We start from the raw sequence: 17,319 nt of genomic DNA, 5'->3' as shown, positions 1-17,319 counted from the left end.
ATAGGCAGCTTAGAAAGCCCCAAATCAGAACAGCAATTGCGAGCATTGGTTCACTGCCGTATAGGCAGCTTAGAAAGTATGACTTTTGCTCAGGTGTTAAAGCAAAAGGTTCACTGCCGTATAGGCAGCTTAGAAAACTGAGAAGCTTTATAGAATCACTGACTTTGAGTTCACTGCCGTATAGGCAGCTTAGAAATCAATTGGTGGTGGTCCTAAACGCTACTTGACGTTCACTGCCGTATAGGCAGCTTAGAAAATGAAATATTTATCTTTAGTGAGTCTGAAAATGTTCACTGCCGTATAGGCAGCTTAGAAAGTCTAGACTTCGTTTGACGTATCAGGCTTGGTGTTCACTGCCGTATAGGCAGCTTAGAAATATTATCAATTTACAAACGGCTTTGTAACTCAGTTCACTGCCGTATAGGCAGCTTAGAAAATTCACTGTATGGATGGCTGAAAACGGATTTTGTTCACTGCCGTATAGGCAGCTTAGAAACAAAATGCCTTTAATGTAAATTTTTTGGATAAGTTCACTGCCGTATAGGCAGCTTAGAAATGTTCTATCAGGGGGGAGAGCAAAAATAATTTGTTCACTGCCGTATAGGCAGCTTAGAAATGTGAATTGTCCTTGTGCATTACTAGAAGCTGGTTCACTGCCGTATAGGCAGCTTAGAAAGACTAAGCCATCAGGCGAAGCTCCAAACATTTGTTCACTGCCGTATAGGCAGCTTAGAAAATTCGAGGAAAGCGGGCGAAATGCTGTTTGGTGTTCACTGCCGTATAGGCAGCTTAGAAAATGCCCATATCTGACCGATCTGCTCGTTTGTTGTTCACTGCCGTATAGGCAGCTTAGAAAGCTATTTCTAACAGTATCAAAATCCATTAATGGTTCACTGCCGTATAGGCAGCTTAGAAAAGTAGCGTCAATTTGAACTTGTAGCCCTAGTGGTTCACTGCCGTATAGGCAGCTTAGAAAAGCACCAACCTTCATCTTCGTCATACCTTTCAGTTCACTGCCGTATAGGCAGCTTAGAAATTGGTGTGGCACGTTCGTAGCCCACTGTCTACGTTCACTGCCGTATAGGCAGCTTAGAAATTGCAATCTTTAACCACCACTACGGACATGCCGTTCACTGCCGTATAGGCAGCTTAGAAATTATCTTCCTCAGACCAAATCATGTCTTGAGGCGTTCACTGCCGTATAGGCAGCTTAGAAATTGATCTCATTACCTTTGGAGTAACACTTTAGGTTCACTGCCGTATAGGCAGCTTAGAAATGAGCAAAAGTCATACGGTGGTTTTGCTGAAAGTTCACTGCCGTATAGGCAGCTTAGAAATTTCGGCGGCATGGTTTAAATTGATTTGTTTAGTTCACTGCCGTATAGGCAGCTTAGAAAACCCCAAATAAGTACGGCAATTGTCAACATAGGTTCACTGCCGTATAGGCAGCTTAGAAAATGCAAGCCTTCTGTTGAGGGTTTTCGTCTTTGTTCACTGCCGTATAGGCAGCTTAGAAAACAACCATTTCGCCTGTTTGAATATCACTTAAGTTCACTGCCGTATAGGCAGCTTAGAAATAATCAATGGCTTTCTAGTTTTTTCACCATTTGTTCACTGCCGTATAGGCAGCTTAGAAAATAAATAAAGCATAATTGCACAAATATTCTATGTTCACTGCCGTATAGGCAGCTTAGAAATCATCAAGTCCAATTGCGCAAAGCTTGTTTAGGTTCACTGCCGTATAGGCAGCTTAGAAAGAAAACAACTTTGCGCATAAGGTGGGCTTCGTGTTCACTGCCGTATAGGCAGCTTAGAAACATTCAGCTAGGATTTCGGTTTCAAGAAATTCGTTCACTGCCGTATAGGCAGCTTAGAAATGTCATTGAATCCCTGTCTATGTGCTCCTTTTGTTCACTGCCGTATAGGCAGCTTAGAAAAACCGCTTTCAACTAGAGCGGGATTTTGTCCGGTTCACTGCCGTATAGGCAGCTTAGAAAGAAGCCTGCTATTAGCTATCGAGGGGGTTCAAGTTCACTGCCGTATAGGCAGCTTAGAAAGATTGATTTCTGAAGCGATGACCGATCAAAGCGTTCACTGCCGTATAGGCAGCTTAGAAATGCCAGCATTGTTGACGTTTTACTTCTAAAACGTTCACTGCCGTATAGGCAGCTTAGAAATTTGCCATCAAATCTAAATCGGATTTGAAAGGGTTCACTGCCGTATAGGCAGCTTAGAAACTCCGTATCCGCTTTTGGTTCTTCAACCCAAAGTTCACTGCCGTATAGGCAGCTTAGAAATGAGTAAAAGAACGTGTTGGCGAATATGGCGCGTTCACTGCCGTATAGGCAGCTTAGAAAGCTAACAATCGCAACAAATGCGGATTTAATTTGTTCACTGCCGTATAGGCAGCTTAGAAAGTTATCCAGACGCGTTACTTTTAAATCATTCAGTTCACTGCCGTATAGGCAGCTTAGAAATAAACAAACAAGCTTGCCGCTCACTTTATCTTGTTCACTGCCGTATAGGCAGCTTAGAAAGCGGAAGTGAAACTCCAGTATCCGCACATCTTGTTCACTGCCGTATAGGCAGCTTAGAAATGTTGTGTGTGTTCCAATTCCAAGTAAAAGATGTTCACTGCCGTATAGGCAGCTTAGAAAATCCCAAAGCCGAATGCTTTTGATGTAAATAGGTTCACTGCCGTATAGGCAGCTTAGAAATACTGCCTGAGCGCCTTTTGCTAGATAATTTTGTTCACTGCCGTATAGGCAGCTTAGAAAGTTCATCGGCAGATTAAAAAATAATTAAGAATGTTCACTGCCGTATAGGCAGCTTAGAAACAGCATTCTTAACTGTCTCCGCACCACCATAAGTTCACTGCCGTATAGGCAGCTTAGAAAATAAATGGCGCATATTAGCCACATTCACAATGTGTTCACTGCCGTATAGGCAGCTTAGAAAAGTCACAGGATAAAATCTCTTTGGAAAGCTATGTTCACTGCCGTATAGGCAGCTTAGAAAAGGTCGAATCGGTATAGTAGGTGTGCGAAAGCGTTCACTGCCGTATAGGCAGCTTAGAAAACCCAAGCACACCAACTTACCGCTTGCCTTATGTTCACTGCCGTATAGGCAGCTTAGAAAAATGATGGGCAAAATATCCTTTTCTAAAGAAAGTTCACTGCCGTATAGGCAGCTTAGAAAAATGTCTGATCAGGTCTATAACATTCTAAAAAGTTCACTGCCGTATAGGCAGCTTAGAAAATTACTTGCGCTCGATCAATTTCAACCTCAAGGTTCACTGCCGTATAGGCAGCTTAGAAAAATGGCGGAGGTCTTTGCGTATGCGTGCCTTGGTTCACTGCCGTATAGGCAGCTTAGAAAGTTCATCGGCAGATTAAAAATAATTATAAATAGTTCACTGCCGTATAGGCAGCTTAGAAAACCTTTAACTTATGAGTTTTGTCTTTAATTTTGTTCACTGCCGTATAGGCAGCTTAGAAAAAAATAGAAAATTCATTGGTGCTGTAATGCGCGTTCACTGCCGTATAGGCAGCTTAGAAAATCTCGAAACGTCACCATCATTCCCGATGGTAGTTCACTGCCGTATAGGCAGCTTAGAAAGTTATGGCCACAATAAAACTGACAGATGCAAAGTTCACTGCCGTATAGGCAGCTTAGAAATTGGGGACTAATCCAGTCTCAAGACCAATTAAGTTCACTGCCGTATAGGCAGCTTAGAAAAGTAAGGAGGTATTTCATCAGACTCATCAAGAGTTCACTGCCGTATAGGCAGCTTAGAAAAACCGTTTATGCCAGTTGTTCCGCTACCTGTCGTTCACTGCTGTATAGGCAGCTTAGAAACCGCAATCGGCTTTGGTGCAGAAACCTATGCAGTTCACTGCCGTATAGGCAGCTTAGAAATGCTTGAGTCACTGTTGCTGTATCCGTTGGATGTTCACTGCCGTATAGGCAGCTTAGAAAACACTTTTACACCAGTTGGGCGCACCTCAATATGTTCACTGCCGTATAGGCAGCTTAGAAAGAGACAAAAATTACATTGATCAGTTGCGTATGGTTCACTGCCGTATAGGCAGCTTAGAAAACTGAATAAAGAAGAACGCGCTCAGGTACGCAGTTCACTGCCGTATAGGCAGCTTAGAAAATGTGTCTTTATCAAAGCTTTCTGAATCACAACGTTCACTGCCGTATAGGCAGCTTAGAAAACGGAGCGCTTAGATGCGCTCTCTTAGTTCTTGTTCACTGCCGTATAGGCAGCTTAGAAAATGGTACTGGTGAAGTGACCGCTATCCAAAATGTTCACTGCCGTATAGGCAGCTTAGAAATTGCTACGCTCAGCAAATAACTTTGCGTAATATGTTCACTGCCGTATAGGCAGCTTAGAAAGAATCCATAAGCTGACGCATGTTGCGTATTCAGTTCACTGCCGTATAGGCAGCTTAGAAAGTTTGTAGGGGGCGCAAATATGATTGATAAAGGTTCACTGCCGTATAGGCAGCTTAGAAAGGTCATATCTTCAACGATACCTACTTTGGCATGTTCACTGCCGTATAGGCAGCTTAGAAACGTATCTAAGAAGTTGGCTAAAGCTTGTAATTGTTCACTGCCGTATAGGCAGCTTAGAAAATAGGAAGGGTATGAGGTTCATTATTCTTTGGGTTCACTGCCGTATAGGCAGCTTAGAAATTTTGGACTTCAGGCGCATTCACTTCTGACAAGTTCACTGCCGTATAGGCAGCTTAGAAAATAGAGGCTGCTATCAATTTTGATTCTGAGGAGTTCACTGCCGTATAGGCAGCTTAGAAAAAGCGCCGTCAGAGTTGGGCAATGTAACAACTGTTCACTGCCGTATAGGCAGCTTAGAAAACCAGCAGAACCAAAACCAGCAGCACCGCCACGTTCACTGCCGTATAGGCAGCTTAGAAAACATATCAAGCAACGCATCACTTTAGACGAGAGTTCACTGCCGTATAGGCAGCTTAGAAAATCAATGTCCATGATGTATGGAACTGTGAACTGTTCACTGCCGTATAGGCAGCTTAGAAAGAAAGGAACGTCAAGCAGCTAGACAAAGAGCTGTTCACTGCCGTATAGGCAGCTTAGAAAATTACACGTTCAATCAAATCAATGATTTCTTGGTTCACTGCCGTATAGGCAGCTTAGAAAAAATTGGCAATCAGCTTTGGAAACTAAGAGCTGTTCACTGCCGTATAGGCAGCTTAGAAAATTAACGGTAAGAATTAGTACTAAAAGAAGCTGTTCACTGCCGTATAGGCAGCTTAGAAAATGAGCTGCTTCGCATACCACACGATTAAAACGTTCACTGCCGTATAGGCAGCTTAGAAACGAAAGTGACAGAAGCAATCGCAGGCACTGGTGTTCACTGCCGTATAGGCAGCTTAGAAATATTGAATCCTTCTTTCGGCTTGCCATGAGCTGTTCACTGCCGTATAGGCAGCTTAGAAAGTAAACATGTTGTCATGTATACGTAAATAAAAGTTCACTGCCGTATAGGCAGCTTAGAAAAAGCTGACGTGCTTTTAAGATGATGTTGCGACGTTCACTGCCGTATAGGCAGCTTAGAAAACAGTTTCGCGCTAGTGGCGTTTTTATTTGGTGTTCACTGCCGTATAGGCAGCTTAGAAAACTAGGAGATGATGCAGCAATTGAATTATACAGTTCACTGCCGTATAGGCAGCTTAGAAATAATGTCTGTTTTGTCTTTGTTCTTAAACGCAGTTCACTGCCGTATAGGCAGCTTAGAAATAATTAATACCCGAAAATTCGCTAAACGGCTTGTTCACTGCCGTATAGGCAGCTTAGAAATTGCTTAATAGAATTAAAGTTTCATGTGTTTCGTTCACTGCCGTATAGGCAGCTTAGAAAACGCCACTTTAGTTCAACTCCATCGTAATCATGTTCACTGCCGTATAGGCAGCTTAGAAAGTTTAGTAACTTTTCGGGCATTAATTACCGAAGTTCACTGCCGTATAGGCAGCTTAGAAAAAAGATGCTCGGATTATGGACAGTATTTGCTCGTTCACTGCCGTATAGGCAGCTTAGAAAGAATCAACATTGACTTTCGGCATGTTTAGATAGTTCACTGCCGTATAGGCAGCTTAGAAAGTTTATCCGCTGTTTCTAGCGACATTCAGGTCGTTCACTGCCGTATAGGCAGCTTAGAAAGCGTGGGGCATGGCGATCTGTGACTATCACTAGTTCACTGCCGTATAGGCAGCTTAGAAAAGTTACGGAAGCAAAACGAGCATTAATGAATGGTTCACTGCCGTATAGGCAGCTTAGAAATTGAAACTCTTTAGCGGTTACACCTACCTTTGGTTCACTGCCGTATAGGCAGCTTAGAAATTTTCCATTGATAATGCTCGACTACCATGTCGGTTCACTGCCGTATAGGCAGCTTAGAAAAAACTGGTGAAGAAACTCAGACTACTGAGCAAGTTCACTGCCGTATAGGCAGCTTAGAAATCGTGACGTGTGCAAGCGTGATAATGGTGTAGAGTTCACTGCCGTATAGGCAGCTTAGAAAACAACAATAAAATGCGCTTTCCCCACAGCATTGTTCACTGCCGTATAGGCAGCTTAGAAATTTGGTTCAAGGTGAGAGACTTGGGCGTGTAATGTTCACTGCCGTATAGGCAGCTTAGAAAGTATTAAGGATCTTACGATTGGCTTTCTTACGGTTCACTGCCGTATAGGCAGCTTAGAAAAACAAAACAAACATCATCGCAATCAACTAGCAGTTCACTGCCGTATAGGCAGCTTAGAAAATTCGGCTTGACTGACCAATCGAACTCATAGCGTTCACTGCCGTATAGGCAGCTTAGAAACATAAAGTCAATCATTTCCCACCACTTACTGCGTTCACTGCCGTATAGGCAGCTTAGAAATGATGTCGGTACGCCAATTCTGTTGTTATGGGGTTCACTGCCGTATAGGCAGCTTAGAAACAGTAACCAAAGTCATTGTTAGTTCTTCATCTGTTCACTGCCGTATAGGCAGCTTAGAAATATTTGATGCTCACACAGGAAATGACAAATTTGTTCACTGCCGTATAGGCAGCTTAGAAAATTTTGCGTAGTTCACCAGTGGTCACGCCTAAGTTCACTGCCGTATAGGCAGCTTAGAAAACTTGTTCCACTTCCAGTACCCACCCAATTATGTTCACTGCCGTATAGGCAGCTTAGAAAAGTCTACATCACCGCTCCTTTTCAGCTTGAAGGTTCACTGCCGTATAGGCAGCTTAGAAATGTCTCCAACGGTCATGTTCATTCGCTGTGCGGTTCACTGCCGTATAGGCAGCTTAGAAATTTCGATATAACATTTCATAATTCTCAATCAGGTTCACTGCCGTATAGGCAGCTTAGAAATAAAAAATACCAACAGCAGATAAACAAAAACGGTTCACTGCCGTATAGGCAGCTTAGAAATGATCCACGAAATCAGGCTTTTTCTTTTTTAAGTTCACTGCCGTATAGGCAGCTTAGAAATGGTGCAACAATATCTTGCAGCTCGTCAAAGAGTTCACTGCCGTATAGGCAGCTTAGAAAACACCAATCTCTTGCCACTTTAACCCCTTATCCGTTCACTGCCGTATAGGCAGCTTAGAAAAGAATTACCTTGGATTGCCGAAGCACGAAAACGTTCACTGCCGTATAGGCAGCTTAGAAAAAGTGCTAAAGATACGTCAATTAATCGTCTAAGTTCACTGCCGTATAGGCAGCTTAGAAATGACTTTAAAACGGTGGAAACAATATGAATCTGTTCACTGCCGTATAGGCAGCTTAGAAATCATAATCGCTTGCTGCTTGGGCAAAATCAGGGGTTCACTGCCGTATAGGCAGCTTAGAAAAAAGATGCTCGGATTATGGACAGTATTTGCTCGTTCACTGCCGTATAGGCAGCTTAGAAAGAATCAACATTGACTTTCGGCATGTTTAGATAGTTCACTGCCGTATAGGCAGCTTAGAAAGTTTATCCGCTGTTTCTAGCGACATTCAGGTCGTTCACTGCCGTATAGGCAGCTTAGAAAGCGTGGGGCATGGCGATCTGTGACTATCACTAGTTCACTGCCGTATAGGCAGCTTAGAAAAGTTACGGAAGCAAAACGAGCATTAATGAATGGTTCACTGCCGTATAGGCAGCTTAGAAATTGAAACTCTTTAGCGGTTACACCTACCTTTGGTTCACTGCCGTATAGGCAGCTTAGAAATTTTCCATTGATAATGCTCGACTACCATGTCGGTTCACTGCCGTATAGGCAGCTTAGAAAAAACTGGTGAAGAAACTCAGACTACTGAGCAAGTTCACTGCCGTATAGGCAGCTTAGAAATCGTGACGTGTGCAAGCGTGATAATGGTGTAGAGTTCACTGCCGTATAGGCAGCTTAGAAAACAACAATAAAATGCGCTTTCCCCACAGCATTGTTCACTGCCGTATAGGCAGCTTAGAAATTTGGTTCAAGGTGAGAGACTTGGGCGTGTAATGTTCACTGCCGTATAGGCAGCTTAGAAAGTATTAAGGATCTTACGATTGGCTTTCTTACGGTTCACTGCCGTATAGGCAGCTTAGAAATGATGATATTAAGCGTGGTTTGGATCGTATGAGTTCACTGCCGTATAGGCAGCTTAGAAAGACCCGAAACACGAATGACCAATGCTGAAGCTGTTCACTGCCGTATAGGCAGCTTAGAAACAAGCGGTTCCAGATGGGTTTGTAGTTGTGGCTGTTCACTGCCGTATAGGCAGCTTAGAAATTGCAAAACTTGCACGAGTAACACAGTCCACTGTTCACTGCCGTATAGGCAGCTTAGAAAATGCATCCTTGTGATATGAGTTCACGCTGCCAGTTCACTGCCGTATAGGCAGCTTAGAAATGGTTGGAAAGGTCGTCGGGTTATATCGGAAAGTTCACTGCCGTATAGGCAGCTTAGAAATAACGTTGAAGATCGACAACTTCTCAGAAATGGTTCACTGCCGTATAGGCAGCTTAGAAAGATTATTGGCCAGACCCATTCGACAACAAAGAGTTCACTGCCGTATAGGCAGCTTAGAAACACGTGGTTTGTTCCAAACAGCTTGATAAGCCGTTCACTGCCGTATAGGCAGCTTAGAAAATTAATTGCAATGTTTAACGGTGTGGCTTTGAGTTCACTGCCGTATAGGCAGCTTAGAAAATTCTGCGCGAGCTTCGTTTTCATCCCCTGACAGTTCACTGCCGTATAGGCAGCTTAGAAATTAGATTACGATATTGACCAGATCGGCAACTGAGTTCACTGCCGTATAGGCAGCTTAGAAAATACACATTGATAACCAATAATACGTGGCTGTGTTCACTGCCGTATAGGCAGCTTAGAAAAAGCTGGGCGAATGATGCTGTAAAAAGCAGTGGTTCACTGCCGTATAGGCAGCTTAGAAAGTGAACGAAATGCTTAAAGCATTAACTGATGTGTTCACTGCCGTATAGGCAGCTTAGAAAGCTGGTACGATGCAGCCAAAATTACTGTAATTTGTTCACTGCCGTATAGGCAGCTTAGAAAAGGTGAAAGTACTAATGGATTAAGCCGTTTCAGTTCACTGCCGTATAGGCAGCTTAGAAAACCACTGGTGCTGCTGTCTATATCAATGGCGAGTTCACTGCCGTATAGGCAGCTTAGAAAGCATTTATCAAGATCCGGAAAACGAAAATAAATGTTCACTGCCGTATAGGCAGCTTAGAAAAAATACCAAATACGCACGACCATATAAACGAGGTTCACTGCCGTATAGGCAGCTTAGAAATTTATTTTTGAGCGTGGTTTAAGTTTATCTAAGTTCACTGCCGTATAGGCAGCTTAGAAATGCACCTGTTTACACCTTTGCAAACACCAATGGTTCACTGCCGTATAGGCAGCTTAGAAATGAAACAATCCAAAGCTATCAGGGTGTGGATGGTTCACTGCCGTATAGGCAGCTTAGAAATCTTAATAGGTACTTGCAAGGGGCTTCTAAGGGTTCACTGCCGTATAGGCAGCTTAGAAAAGATGAAATCCTTGCAGACATTAATGACATCTGTTCACTGCCGTATAGGCAGCTTAGAAAGCTTACGAGATGGTTTGATATTCGCATGGAATGTTCACTGCCGTATAGGCAGCTTAGAAAGCTAAATTCGCAATTGGAATTGCCTCAGGTTTAGTTCACTGCCGTATAGGCAGCTTAGAAAACTATGGCAGCTAGATGTAAAAACCCGTTCTGGTTCACTGCCGTATAGGCAGCTTAGAAATGGTCGAATTGGAATCGTTGGTGTGCGAAAGCGTTCACTGCCGTATAGGCAGCTTAGAAATGATAGTCCACTATTTGTTGATATTTCCCCAATGTTCACTGCCGTATAGGCAGCTTAGAAAATTTGAGTAATGCATTGGCAGCTCAAAAGGAGGTTCACTGCCGTATAGGCAGCTTAGAAAGCCCCGCTACTTACTGGCTCTGCCATTTTTACGTTCACTGCCGTATAGGCAGCTTAGAAATTAAGCCGCTAATTCAGCAAGCCCATAAAACTGTTCACTGCCGTATAGGCAGCTTAGAAAGCTTTAATTTCTGCGATAACTTGAGACATTGAGTTCACTGCCGTATAGGCAGCTTAGAAACCCTCCTAAACCTGAACATTTGATGACTAAGTCGTTCACTGCCGTATAGGCAGCTTAGAAAGACATTGAAAAGATTCGGGATTTTGCGCACCCGTTCACTGCCGTATAGGCAGCTTAGAAAATGATATGCCTGCAAATCGTATTGCCGAGCAAGTTCACTGCCGTATAGGCAGCTTAGAAACTCGTAGCACTGGCGCACAGCGTGAATCATGCGTTCACTGCCGTATAGGCAGCTTAGAAAATAAACACTAATAAAGCAAAACCCCACTGGCTGTTCACTGCCGTATAGGCAGCTTAGAAAATGTTGGTGATGCTTTGCATTACCAATTAGTTGTTCACTGCCGTATAGGCAGCTTAGAAAACCAAGTTTGACTTTGTTAAACTCCAAGCCTTGTTCACTGCCGTATAGGCAGCTTAGAAACTCCTTGAAATCTGGGAGCATACTATCACCGAGTTCACTGCCGTATAGGCAGCTTAGAAATTGTCCGCTTTTTGGCGACCTTGAACAGTGATGTTCACTGCCGTATAGGCAGCTTAGAAAAGTGGGGTAGAGCTATCCCAACCAACAACACGGTTCACTGCCGTATAGGCAGCTTAGAAATCAAACCAAAAACAATCACTCTAAATGGCATTGTTCACTGCCGTATAGGCAGCTTAGAAAAGTGGCATTGGTTAAACAACGTGGCGAGGATGGTTCACTGCCGTATAGGCAGCTTAGAAAGAACCACCGTACAGGCTCACAGTGACGCTACAGTTCACTGCCGTATAGGCAGCTTAGAAATAACCCTCAACAAGTACCGTCAAGAGGGACTAGTTCACTGCCGTATAGGCAGCTTAGAAAACCAACAGCACCGCCAACCAAAGCATTTTGTGGTTCACTGCCGTATAGGCAGCTTAGAAAGACGGCAGAATTTACAAAAACATCGATCTGCTGTTCACTGCCGTATAGGCAGCTTAGAAACCCTAAAAATCCTTTTGGTTTTGAAGGAAGGTGTTCACTGCCGTATAGGCAGCTTAGAAAATACAAATATCAGCCAACCGCTTTGGCAAAGCGTTCACTGCCGTATAGGCAGCTTAGAAATTCCTTGAAATCTGGGAGCATACTATCACCAAGTTCACTGCCGTATAGGCAGCTTAGAAACAATGCTGTTTCTGTTGCTTTTGGTACCAGTGGTTCACTGCCGTATAGGCAGCTTAGAAATCTATGCTCTGGAAGAACATAGAAAATATCCAGTTCACTGCCGTATAGGCAGCTTAGAAAACTAGGTAACTCATCTTCTGAGTTAAGAATTGGTTCACTGCCGTATAGGCAGCTTAGAAAATTGTTTGGTGATGCGAAAAGATGGTGCAGCAGTTCACTGCCGTATAGGCAGCTTAGAAAATATAAACTCACCATCTTTATGGAAGCCTGCAGTTCACTGCCGTATAGGCAGCTTAGAAATGTACAATGTTATGCGTCGGGTGGCAATCTCTGTTCACTGCCGTATAGGCAGCTTAGAAAATTTTGATTTTGTTTATCAACTAAATATAAGTGTTCACTGCCGTATAGGCAGCTTAGAAAAGTAATAGCGATGTTTATGCTTTCACCAGATAGTTCACTGCCGTATAGGCAGCTTAGAAAAAGCGAACCTGAACCACAAGACACCAAAACATGTTCACTGCCGTATAGGCAGCTTAGAAAACCAAGAAAGGCTACTGCATCCATGTATTTGCGTTCACTGCCGTATAGGCAGCTTAGAAAAGTATTTAGCGAAATCTGCAACTTCACGAACCGTTCACTGCCGTATAGGCAGCTTAGAAAACCCTCAACATTAACCCACGAAGCATCACCGAGTTCACTGCCGTATAGGCAGCTTAGAAATGATTACAAGCTCCCTTCTGCATTAGATCGGTGTTCACTGCCGTATAGGCAGCTTAGAAATAATATATCTCTGTTTAATTCTGAGCCTGTACGTTCACTGCCGTATAGGCAGCTTAGAAATGATAAGCGCTTACCATTCTTGTCAGCAAAAAGTTCACTGCCGTATAGGCAGCTTAGAAATTTTGTGGGATTGCTCTCAGGTGCAAAAGCAAGTTCACTGCCGTATAGGCAGCTTAGAAAAACAACAAGGCATGGAAATGCGGATGTGCCATGTTCACTGCCGTATAGGCAGCTTAGAAATGTTTCAATATCAGCCTTTGCGGTCGATGTACGTTCACTGCCGTATAGGCAGCTTAGAAATGCTTTTTGTTTTGCTAATGCTGCAAGTACACGTTCACTGCCGTATAGGCAGCTTAGAAAATGCACTATCCGACTCTGATTGACTGCCTGTTGTTCACTGCCGTATAGGCAGCTTAGAAATAATGGTGGCGATATTATCGTAACTTGGGATAGTTCACTGCCATACAGGCAGCTTAGAAAAAAACCTTCTCTCCCTGATTACAGCTCCCATCGTTCACTGCCATACAGGCAGCTTAGAAACTGTAACCGTTGTTCCGTTATCCAATTTACTTGTTCACTGCCATACAGGCAGCTTAGAAATGATTTTCTTGCTCAAAATCATCAGATTCAAAGTTCACTGCCATACAGGCAGCTTAGAAAATGCTGAATAATACGTTTCTACTGGTGTATAGGTTCACTGCCATACAGGCAGCTTAGAAATGATACTATTCCACCTGATAACACACCAACAAGTTCACTGCCATATAGGCAGCTTAGAAAGCCTTTTTTGCTAATGCTGATTGAGACATGCCGTCCACTGCCGTATAGGCAGCTTAGAAGTATTATTTTCAGTTATACTTATGCAAGCGAGATATTCTGTAAGTAATTCTTGTAATAAAAGCCAATTATTTCAGTGAGATAATTGGCTTAAGTGAGAGTTGCGATTATCCGCTAATTCGTCGGTCATCCCAATAACACGGCACTACAATCAAATGGTTCTCATGTAACCGAGACCATAATCTTACACCTAAATCCCGCTGCATATTTTGGACTGTGAAATTGGAAATCAGCAGGGTAGATTTCATATTGTCATAACGGCTATATAGAACCTTATGTACCATCTCTAGGCGTTTTTCATGCCGGTCATGCAGGCCATATTCATCAATCACCAATAAATCAAAACTGGAGAAATGGTCGATGACTTCTTTCTCAGAGCGCGAAGCATCTGACCAGGTATCCATCATTTTTTGAGCAATTTCTGCACTGGTATAGTAGCGTGCAGATTTTGTACTGTTATGCAGAATGTTGCGAATAATTGATGCACTCAGATGGGTTTTACCTGTACCTGGTGTACCAATCATCAACATGTTCGGGTTGTGGTCAGAAATAATTTGTTGTGCAAAGGCCTGACATAGTTTGATGGCATTGTCTTGTGCAGGGCATGCAACTACATAATTCTTGAAGCCACGATCCAGGTAGCGTTTATTGAGCCCTGAATTTTTAATTTTCTGTTGTAGCAATCGCTGTTGCAGTTCATTCTCATAGGCTGCATGTGAGTGATGAACAGTTTCTTTGGCACACAATTTACAGAGCCTGTGACCAGCAATTTCCATCAGGGGTATATGATGGGTAGCGCAAAGTGTTTCCGTTGTTTCTGCGCGAAACTGGAGTGTTTTAAGTATGGTATTCATGACTGATCTCCTAAATCCATTTTGAATTTTCTAAAAAACTCTCATTTTTTTCTTCAAAATTTGAAGATGAAGATGAAGATGAAGATGAAGATGAAGATGAAGATGAAGATGAAGATGAAGATGAAGATGAAGATGAAGGGCATGGTTCAAGCATGACTTGAGTAATACTCGGGCTCTTCTCAGGAGCTGCTTGAGCATTTACTTTTCGTTGCTTGGCTGATGCTTGAGCATTACTTGCGGATTTCCCCCAACGTGCTTGAGCTGCATTTTTAGCTTTATCAGATTTCATTTGCTGATTTTGAAATGCCTGGCTTTTTAAACTGCTTAAGAAATTTGAATGAATCTGCTCAGACTCGACTTCAAACAATTCTAGGGCCATCAGCGTATTTAACAAAGTTTTAGCCTTGGTGTGCTGCGGTAATTTCGTGATGCTACATACAGTCGCTAGGTCGTGAGGAATGGCACCATTTTTCCAGAAATCCATCATTAACAGCAGTGCCGCACCAATTTGTTCTGCTGTCATTCGTGCAAATTTCGCCTGTAGGTCGCCAATATAGAGTGGCATCCAAATTGAAATATCTTTATTCATATGTTGACCTTTTTATAGGTATAAAGGGGCTAAGGTCATCGATTTGATGACCTTTTATGTTTGCTTTATGAGTGAGCGAGACTCATCAAGCGGAGACGGGCCTGTTGAGCCAAGTCATCGTAATGAGCTTGTCCTTCATCCAGCATTCGCTGTAACCAGAGTCTCAATGCTTGGTGGTCATCGAAGCATTTATTGATTTCCAGCAAAAAGGCCAGATTGTGCAGTTTGGGAATGTGAAACTCATGAATGAGTTCACGAGCGACCAAATCTGCTTCAGGACTGACGACTACACCGCCAAAGAAAGCTTTACTATTCATGTGTAAGCTCCTCTGTATTTAGTTTTTCCAGCATGGCTTCAAATGCACTGCCATCGCGGCGCGTAACATTGGGGATGTAACGGCTATAGACCCGGAATAGCATTTCAGTGGTTGAATGCCCCAATTGACGTGCGATCCATTCCGGATTTTCTCCTGCCGACAGCCATAGAGTTGCTGCTGTATGACGTGTTTGGTAGGCTCTTCTAGACTTCAATCCTAGAAAGCGCAAGATCGGATGCCAGACACGTTTATTCACCAGACGGTAATCGAGAGGTCCACCATCACGATTGCAGAAAACAAACTCTGATTTACCATTATTTAAGCTTTTCTGTTGCATAAAGGCTTGATAAACGCGGTCATTCATCTGGATCGTGCGGTCAGAACCATACGTTTTGGTTCCGCCAAGCACACCATTCACTAACGCTTCTCTGATATGGATTTCACGACGCTGTAAGTCGATATTTTTCCATTGCAGACCATCGATTTCACTGGTACGCATACCCGTAAAAAAGCGAATGGTGTAATAGGGGCGGAAGTCTTCACGCACTGTGGTAAGAATTTTATGCACCTCTTCCAGAGAAAAAGGTGCGACTTCAATCTTGCTTTCCTTCAGATTGTTAATATTTTTATAAGGCGACTCAAACTCGTATCGTTCAGCCGCATCATTGAGTATCATACGTAAAGGCGTCATGATTTGATTAATCCGCGATGCTTTCAGACTTGTTTGATCTTTTCCGTGTGTCACTTTGGCGAGGGAAGCACGGAAGTTCAGCAAGTCTGACTTCTTGATTTTCGAGAGAACTTGATTACCAAAAGCAGGAATCAAATAGTTTTTGATCACAATTGAAACCTTTTGTTGATAAGAAGTTCTCCATTCAACTTGTTTTTGCTTAAACCACACTTCAGTAAACTCTTTAAAAAGAGGAACCCTAGTTTGTACAGCGATTTGCTGACTTCTTTTTTCCTTAAAATCATCGACACGTTTACTTTTTGGAAAGTACTTTTCGTATTCAAAAGTGCCCAAAGTAATTTCCGCCTCCAGCTGCTCGAGACGTTTTTTCAAAATACGACGATTATAGGCATTGTCTTCAAGACTAGTTGTTTCTCTGCAACGAATGCCCATGTAGCGAAAATCGGCAATCAGTTTGCCACTTCGTTCTCGGATGGTAGCCATCAGTTAAACCTCCTAAGCTTTATTGCAGGGCATCCATGCTTAAACCAGTGAATTTAAGCATTTCAGTTTCAATGCGTTCCCAAACAAAAAGAATTTTGCGGCCACCAAAAGGACGGATGTAGTGAACACCTTCAATAAAGACACTGTCCTTCAGCTGGTTGCGAATGGTACGAGCGTCGTACTGGATTTTTTCAGCCAGTTGCTGGGCTGTGAGATAGGTATATGACATAATTGTATTCCTAGCGTAATTCATCGGATGTAAGGAATTTTTCATCCTTAGACCTAAAATAACCTCAAATTTAATTAAATGCAATTAAATTTTCATTGTATTAGAGGAAAAATTAATGGTTATTTGTAAGCTACCAATATTGTTGGCTGAAAGAAAAATGCGTGTAGCTGACTTAATTCGTGGTACAGGCATTAATAAGACAACTTTGCATAAGCTTTATAATGGCGAATTGACTCGAATTGATTTGGAGACCATCGATCGAATTTGTGATTATTTGGATGTACAGGTAGGGGATTTATTTGTTTTTGAAAAAGACAATAAAGAACAATCTGTTAGTAAGTAGTTTGGTCACAAATGGTCACATCAAAAAGTGAAATGGTCACAAATTATTGATCATTTGGTAAAAAATACCTTGTTTGGAAGAGAACAGGGTGATTTTTTGCCTTCAAAAAAGCTCTGAAAGTGGTGATCGATTGAGGACATTTAAGGTCAATTAAGACCATTTTTATTGTCGTGGGCACGCCATGGTCACATCTTGGTCACAAAATACAAATTACATTAAGAATATTTTTTTATTGAATTGAATCACAAAGGAAGGCGGAATTTTCAAAAATATAATAAAATCAACAAGAAAAAAGCCCTAATCTTTCGACTAGGGCCTTTTAAATTTGGAGCGGGAAACGAGACTCGAACTCGCGACCCCAACCTTGGCAAGGTTATGCTCTACCAACTGAGCTATTCCCG

At 42.6% G+C, this 17,319-nt stretch carries 6 protein-coding genes and 1 CRISPR repeat array; of the genes, 1 reads left to right on the top strand and 5 read right to left on the bottom strand.

The features are described from left to right. Nucleotides 1-48: 48 nt before the first annotated feature. Nucleotides 49-13,415: a CRISPR direct-repeat array (repeat unit 28 nt; unit sequence GTTCACTGCCGTATAGGCAGCTTAGAAA). Nucleotides 13,416-13,519: 104 nt separating this feature from the next. From NO346_RS14310 to NO346_RS14290, 5 genes are all read right to left on the bottom strand, one after another. Continuing rightward, a complete protein-coding gene (locus tag NO346_RS14310; RefSeq protein WP_256415580.1) occupies nucleotides 13,520-14,266 on the bottom strand; it encodes an ATP-binding protein in 747 nt (248 codons plus the stop codon). 10 nt (nucleotides 14,267-14,276) lie between these two features. Next, nucleotides 14,277-14,855 (bottom strand): DUF1376 domain-containing protein, encoded by a 579-nt coding sequence (locus tag NO346_RS14305; RefSeq protein ID WP_256415579.1) that lies wholly within the window; start codon nucleotides 14,853-14,855, stop codon nucleotides 14,277-14,279. A 65-nt stretch (nucleotides 14,856-14,920) separates the two neighbouring features. Then, nucleotides 14,921-15,172, bottom strand: coding sequence for a hypothetical protein (locus tag NO346_RS14300; RefSeq protein WP_005092513.1), 252 nt, complete (start codon nucleotides 15,170-15,172; stop codon nucleotides 14,921-14,923). Beyond that, nucleotides 15,165-16,346 (bottom strand): site-specific integrase, encoded by a 1,182-nt coding sequence (locus NO346_RS14295; RefSeq protein ID WP_256415578.1) that lies wholly within the window; start codon nucleotides 16,344-16,346, stop codon nucleotides 15,165-15,167. The genes NO346_RS14300 and NO346_RS14295 overlap by 8 nt, the downstream gene beginning before the upstream one ends. Nucleotides 16,347-16,365: 19 nt before the next feature. Continuing rightward, the gene (locus NO346_RS14290; protein WP_000122748.1) at nucleotides 16,366-16,575 is read right to left on the bottom strand and encodes a hypothetical protein; all 210 of its coding nucleotides are present in this window, start codon (nucleotides 16,573-16,575) and stop codon (nucleotides 16,366-16,368) included. A gap of 115 nt (nucleotides 16,576-16,690) precedes the next feature. On the opposite strand from NO346_RS14290, the gene NO346_RS14285 reads away from it, so the two are divergent. Next, on the top strand, nucleotides 16,691-16,918 hold the full coding sequence (locus NO346_RS14285; protein ID WP_004674114.1) for a helix-turn-helix transcriptional regulator: 228 nt from the start codon (nucleotides 16,691-16,693) through the stop codon (nucleotides 16,916-16,918). The last annotated feature ends 401 nt before the right edge of the window (nucleotides 16,919-17,319 follow it).

The sequence above is a fragment of the Acinetobacter sp. 5862 genome (assembly GCF_024494585.1).
Lineage (GTDB): Bacteria > Pseudomonadota > Gammaproteobacteria > Pseudomonadales > Moraxellaceae > Acinetobacter.
The sequence above is the reverse complement of the archived record's forward strand: the minus strand, read 5'-3'. Positions and strand labels throughout refer to the sequence as shown.

Excerpts from the sequence above, each read along its gene's own strand:
- NO346_RS14310 (WP_256415580.1), bottom strand. The coding sequence starts at position 14,266 with ATGAATACCATACTTAAAACACTCCAGTTTCGCGCAGAAACAACGGAA.
- NO346_RS14305 (WP_256415579.1), bottom strand. The coding sequence starts at position 14,855 with ATGAATAAAGATATTTCAATTTGGATGCCACTCTATATTGGCGACCTA.
- NO346_RS14300 (WP_005092513.1), bottom strand. The coding sequence starts at position 15,172 with ATGAATAGTAAAGCTTTCTTTGGCGGTGTAGTCGTCAGTCCTGAAGCA.
- NO346_RS14295 (WP_256415578.1), bottom strand. The coding sequence starts at position 16,346 with ATGGCTACCATCCGAGAACGAAGTGGCAAACTGATTGCCGATTTTCGC.
- NO346_RS14290 (WP_000122748.1), bottom strand. The coding sequence starts at position 16,575 with ATGTCATATACCTATCTCACAGCCCAGCAACTGGCTGAAAAAATCCAG.
- NO346_RS14285 (WP_004674114.1), top strand. The coding sequence starts at position 16,691 with ATGGTTATTTGTAAGCTACCAATATTGTTGGCTGAAAGAAAAATGCGT.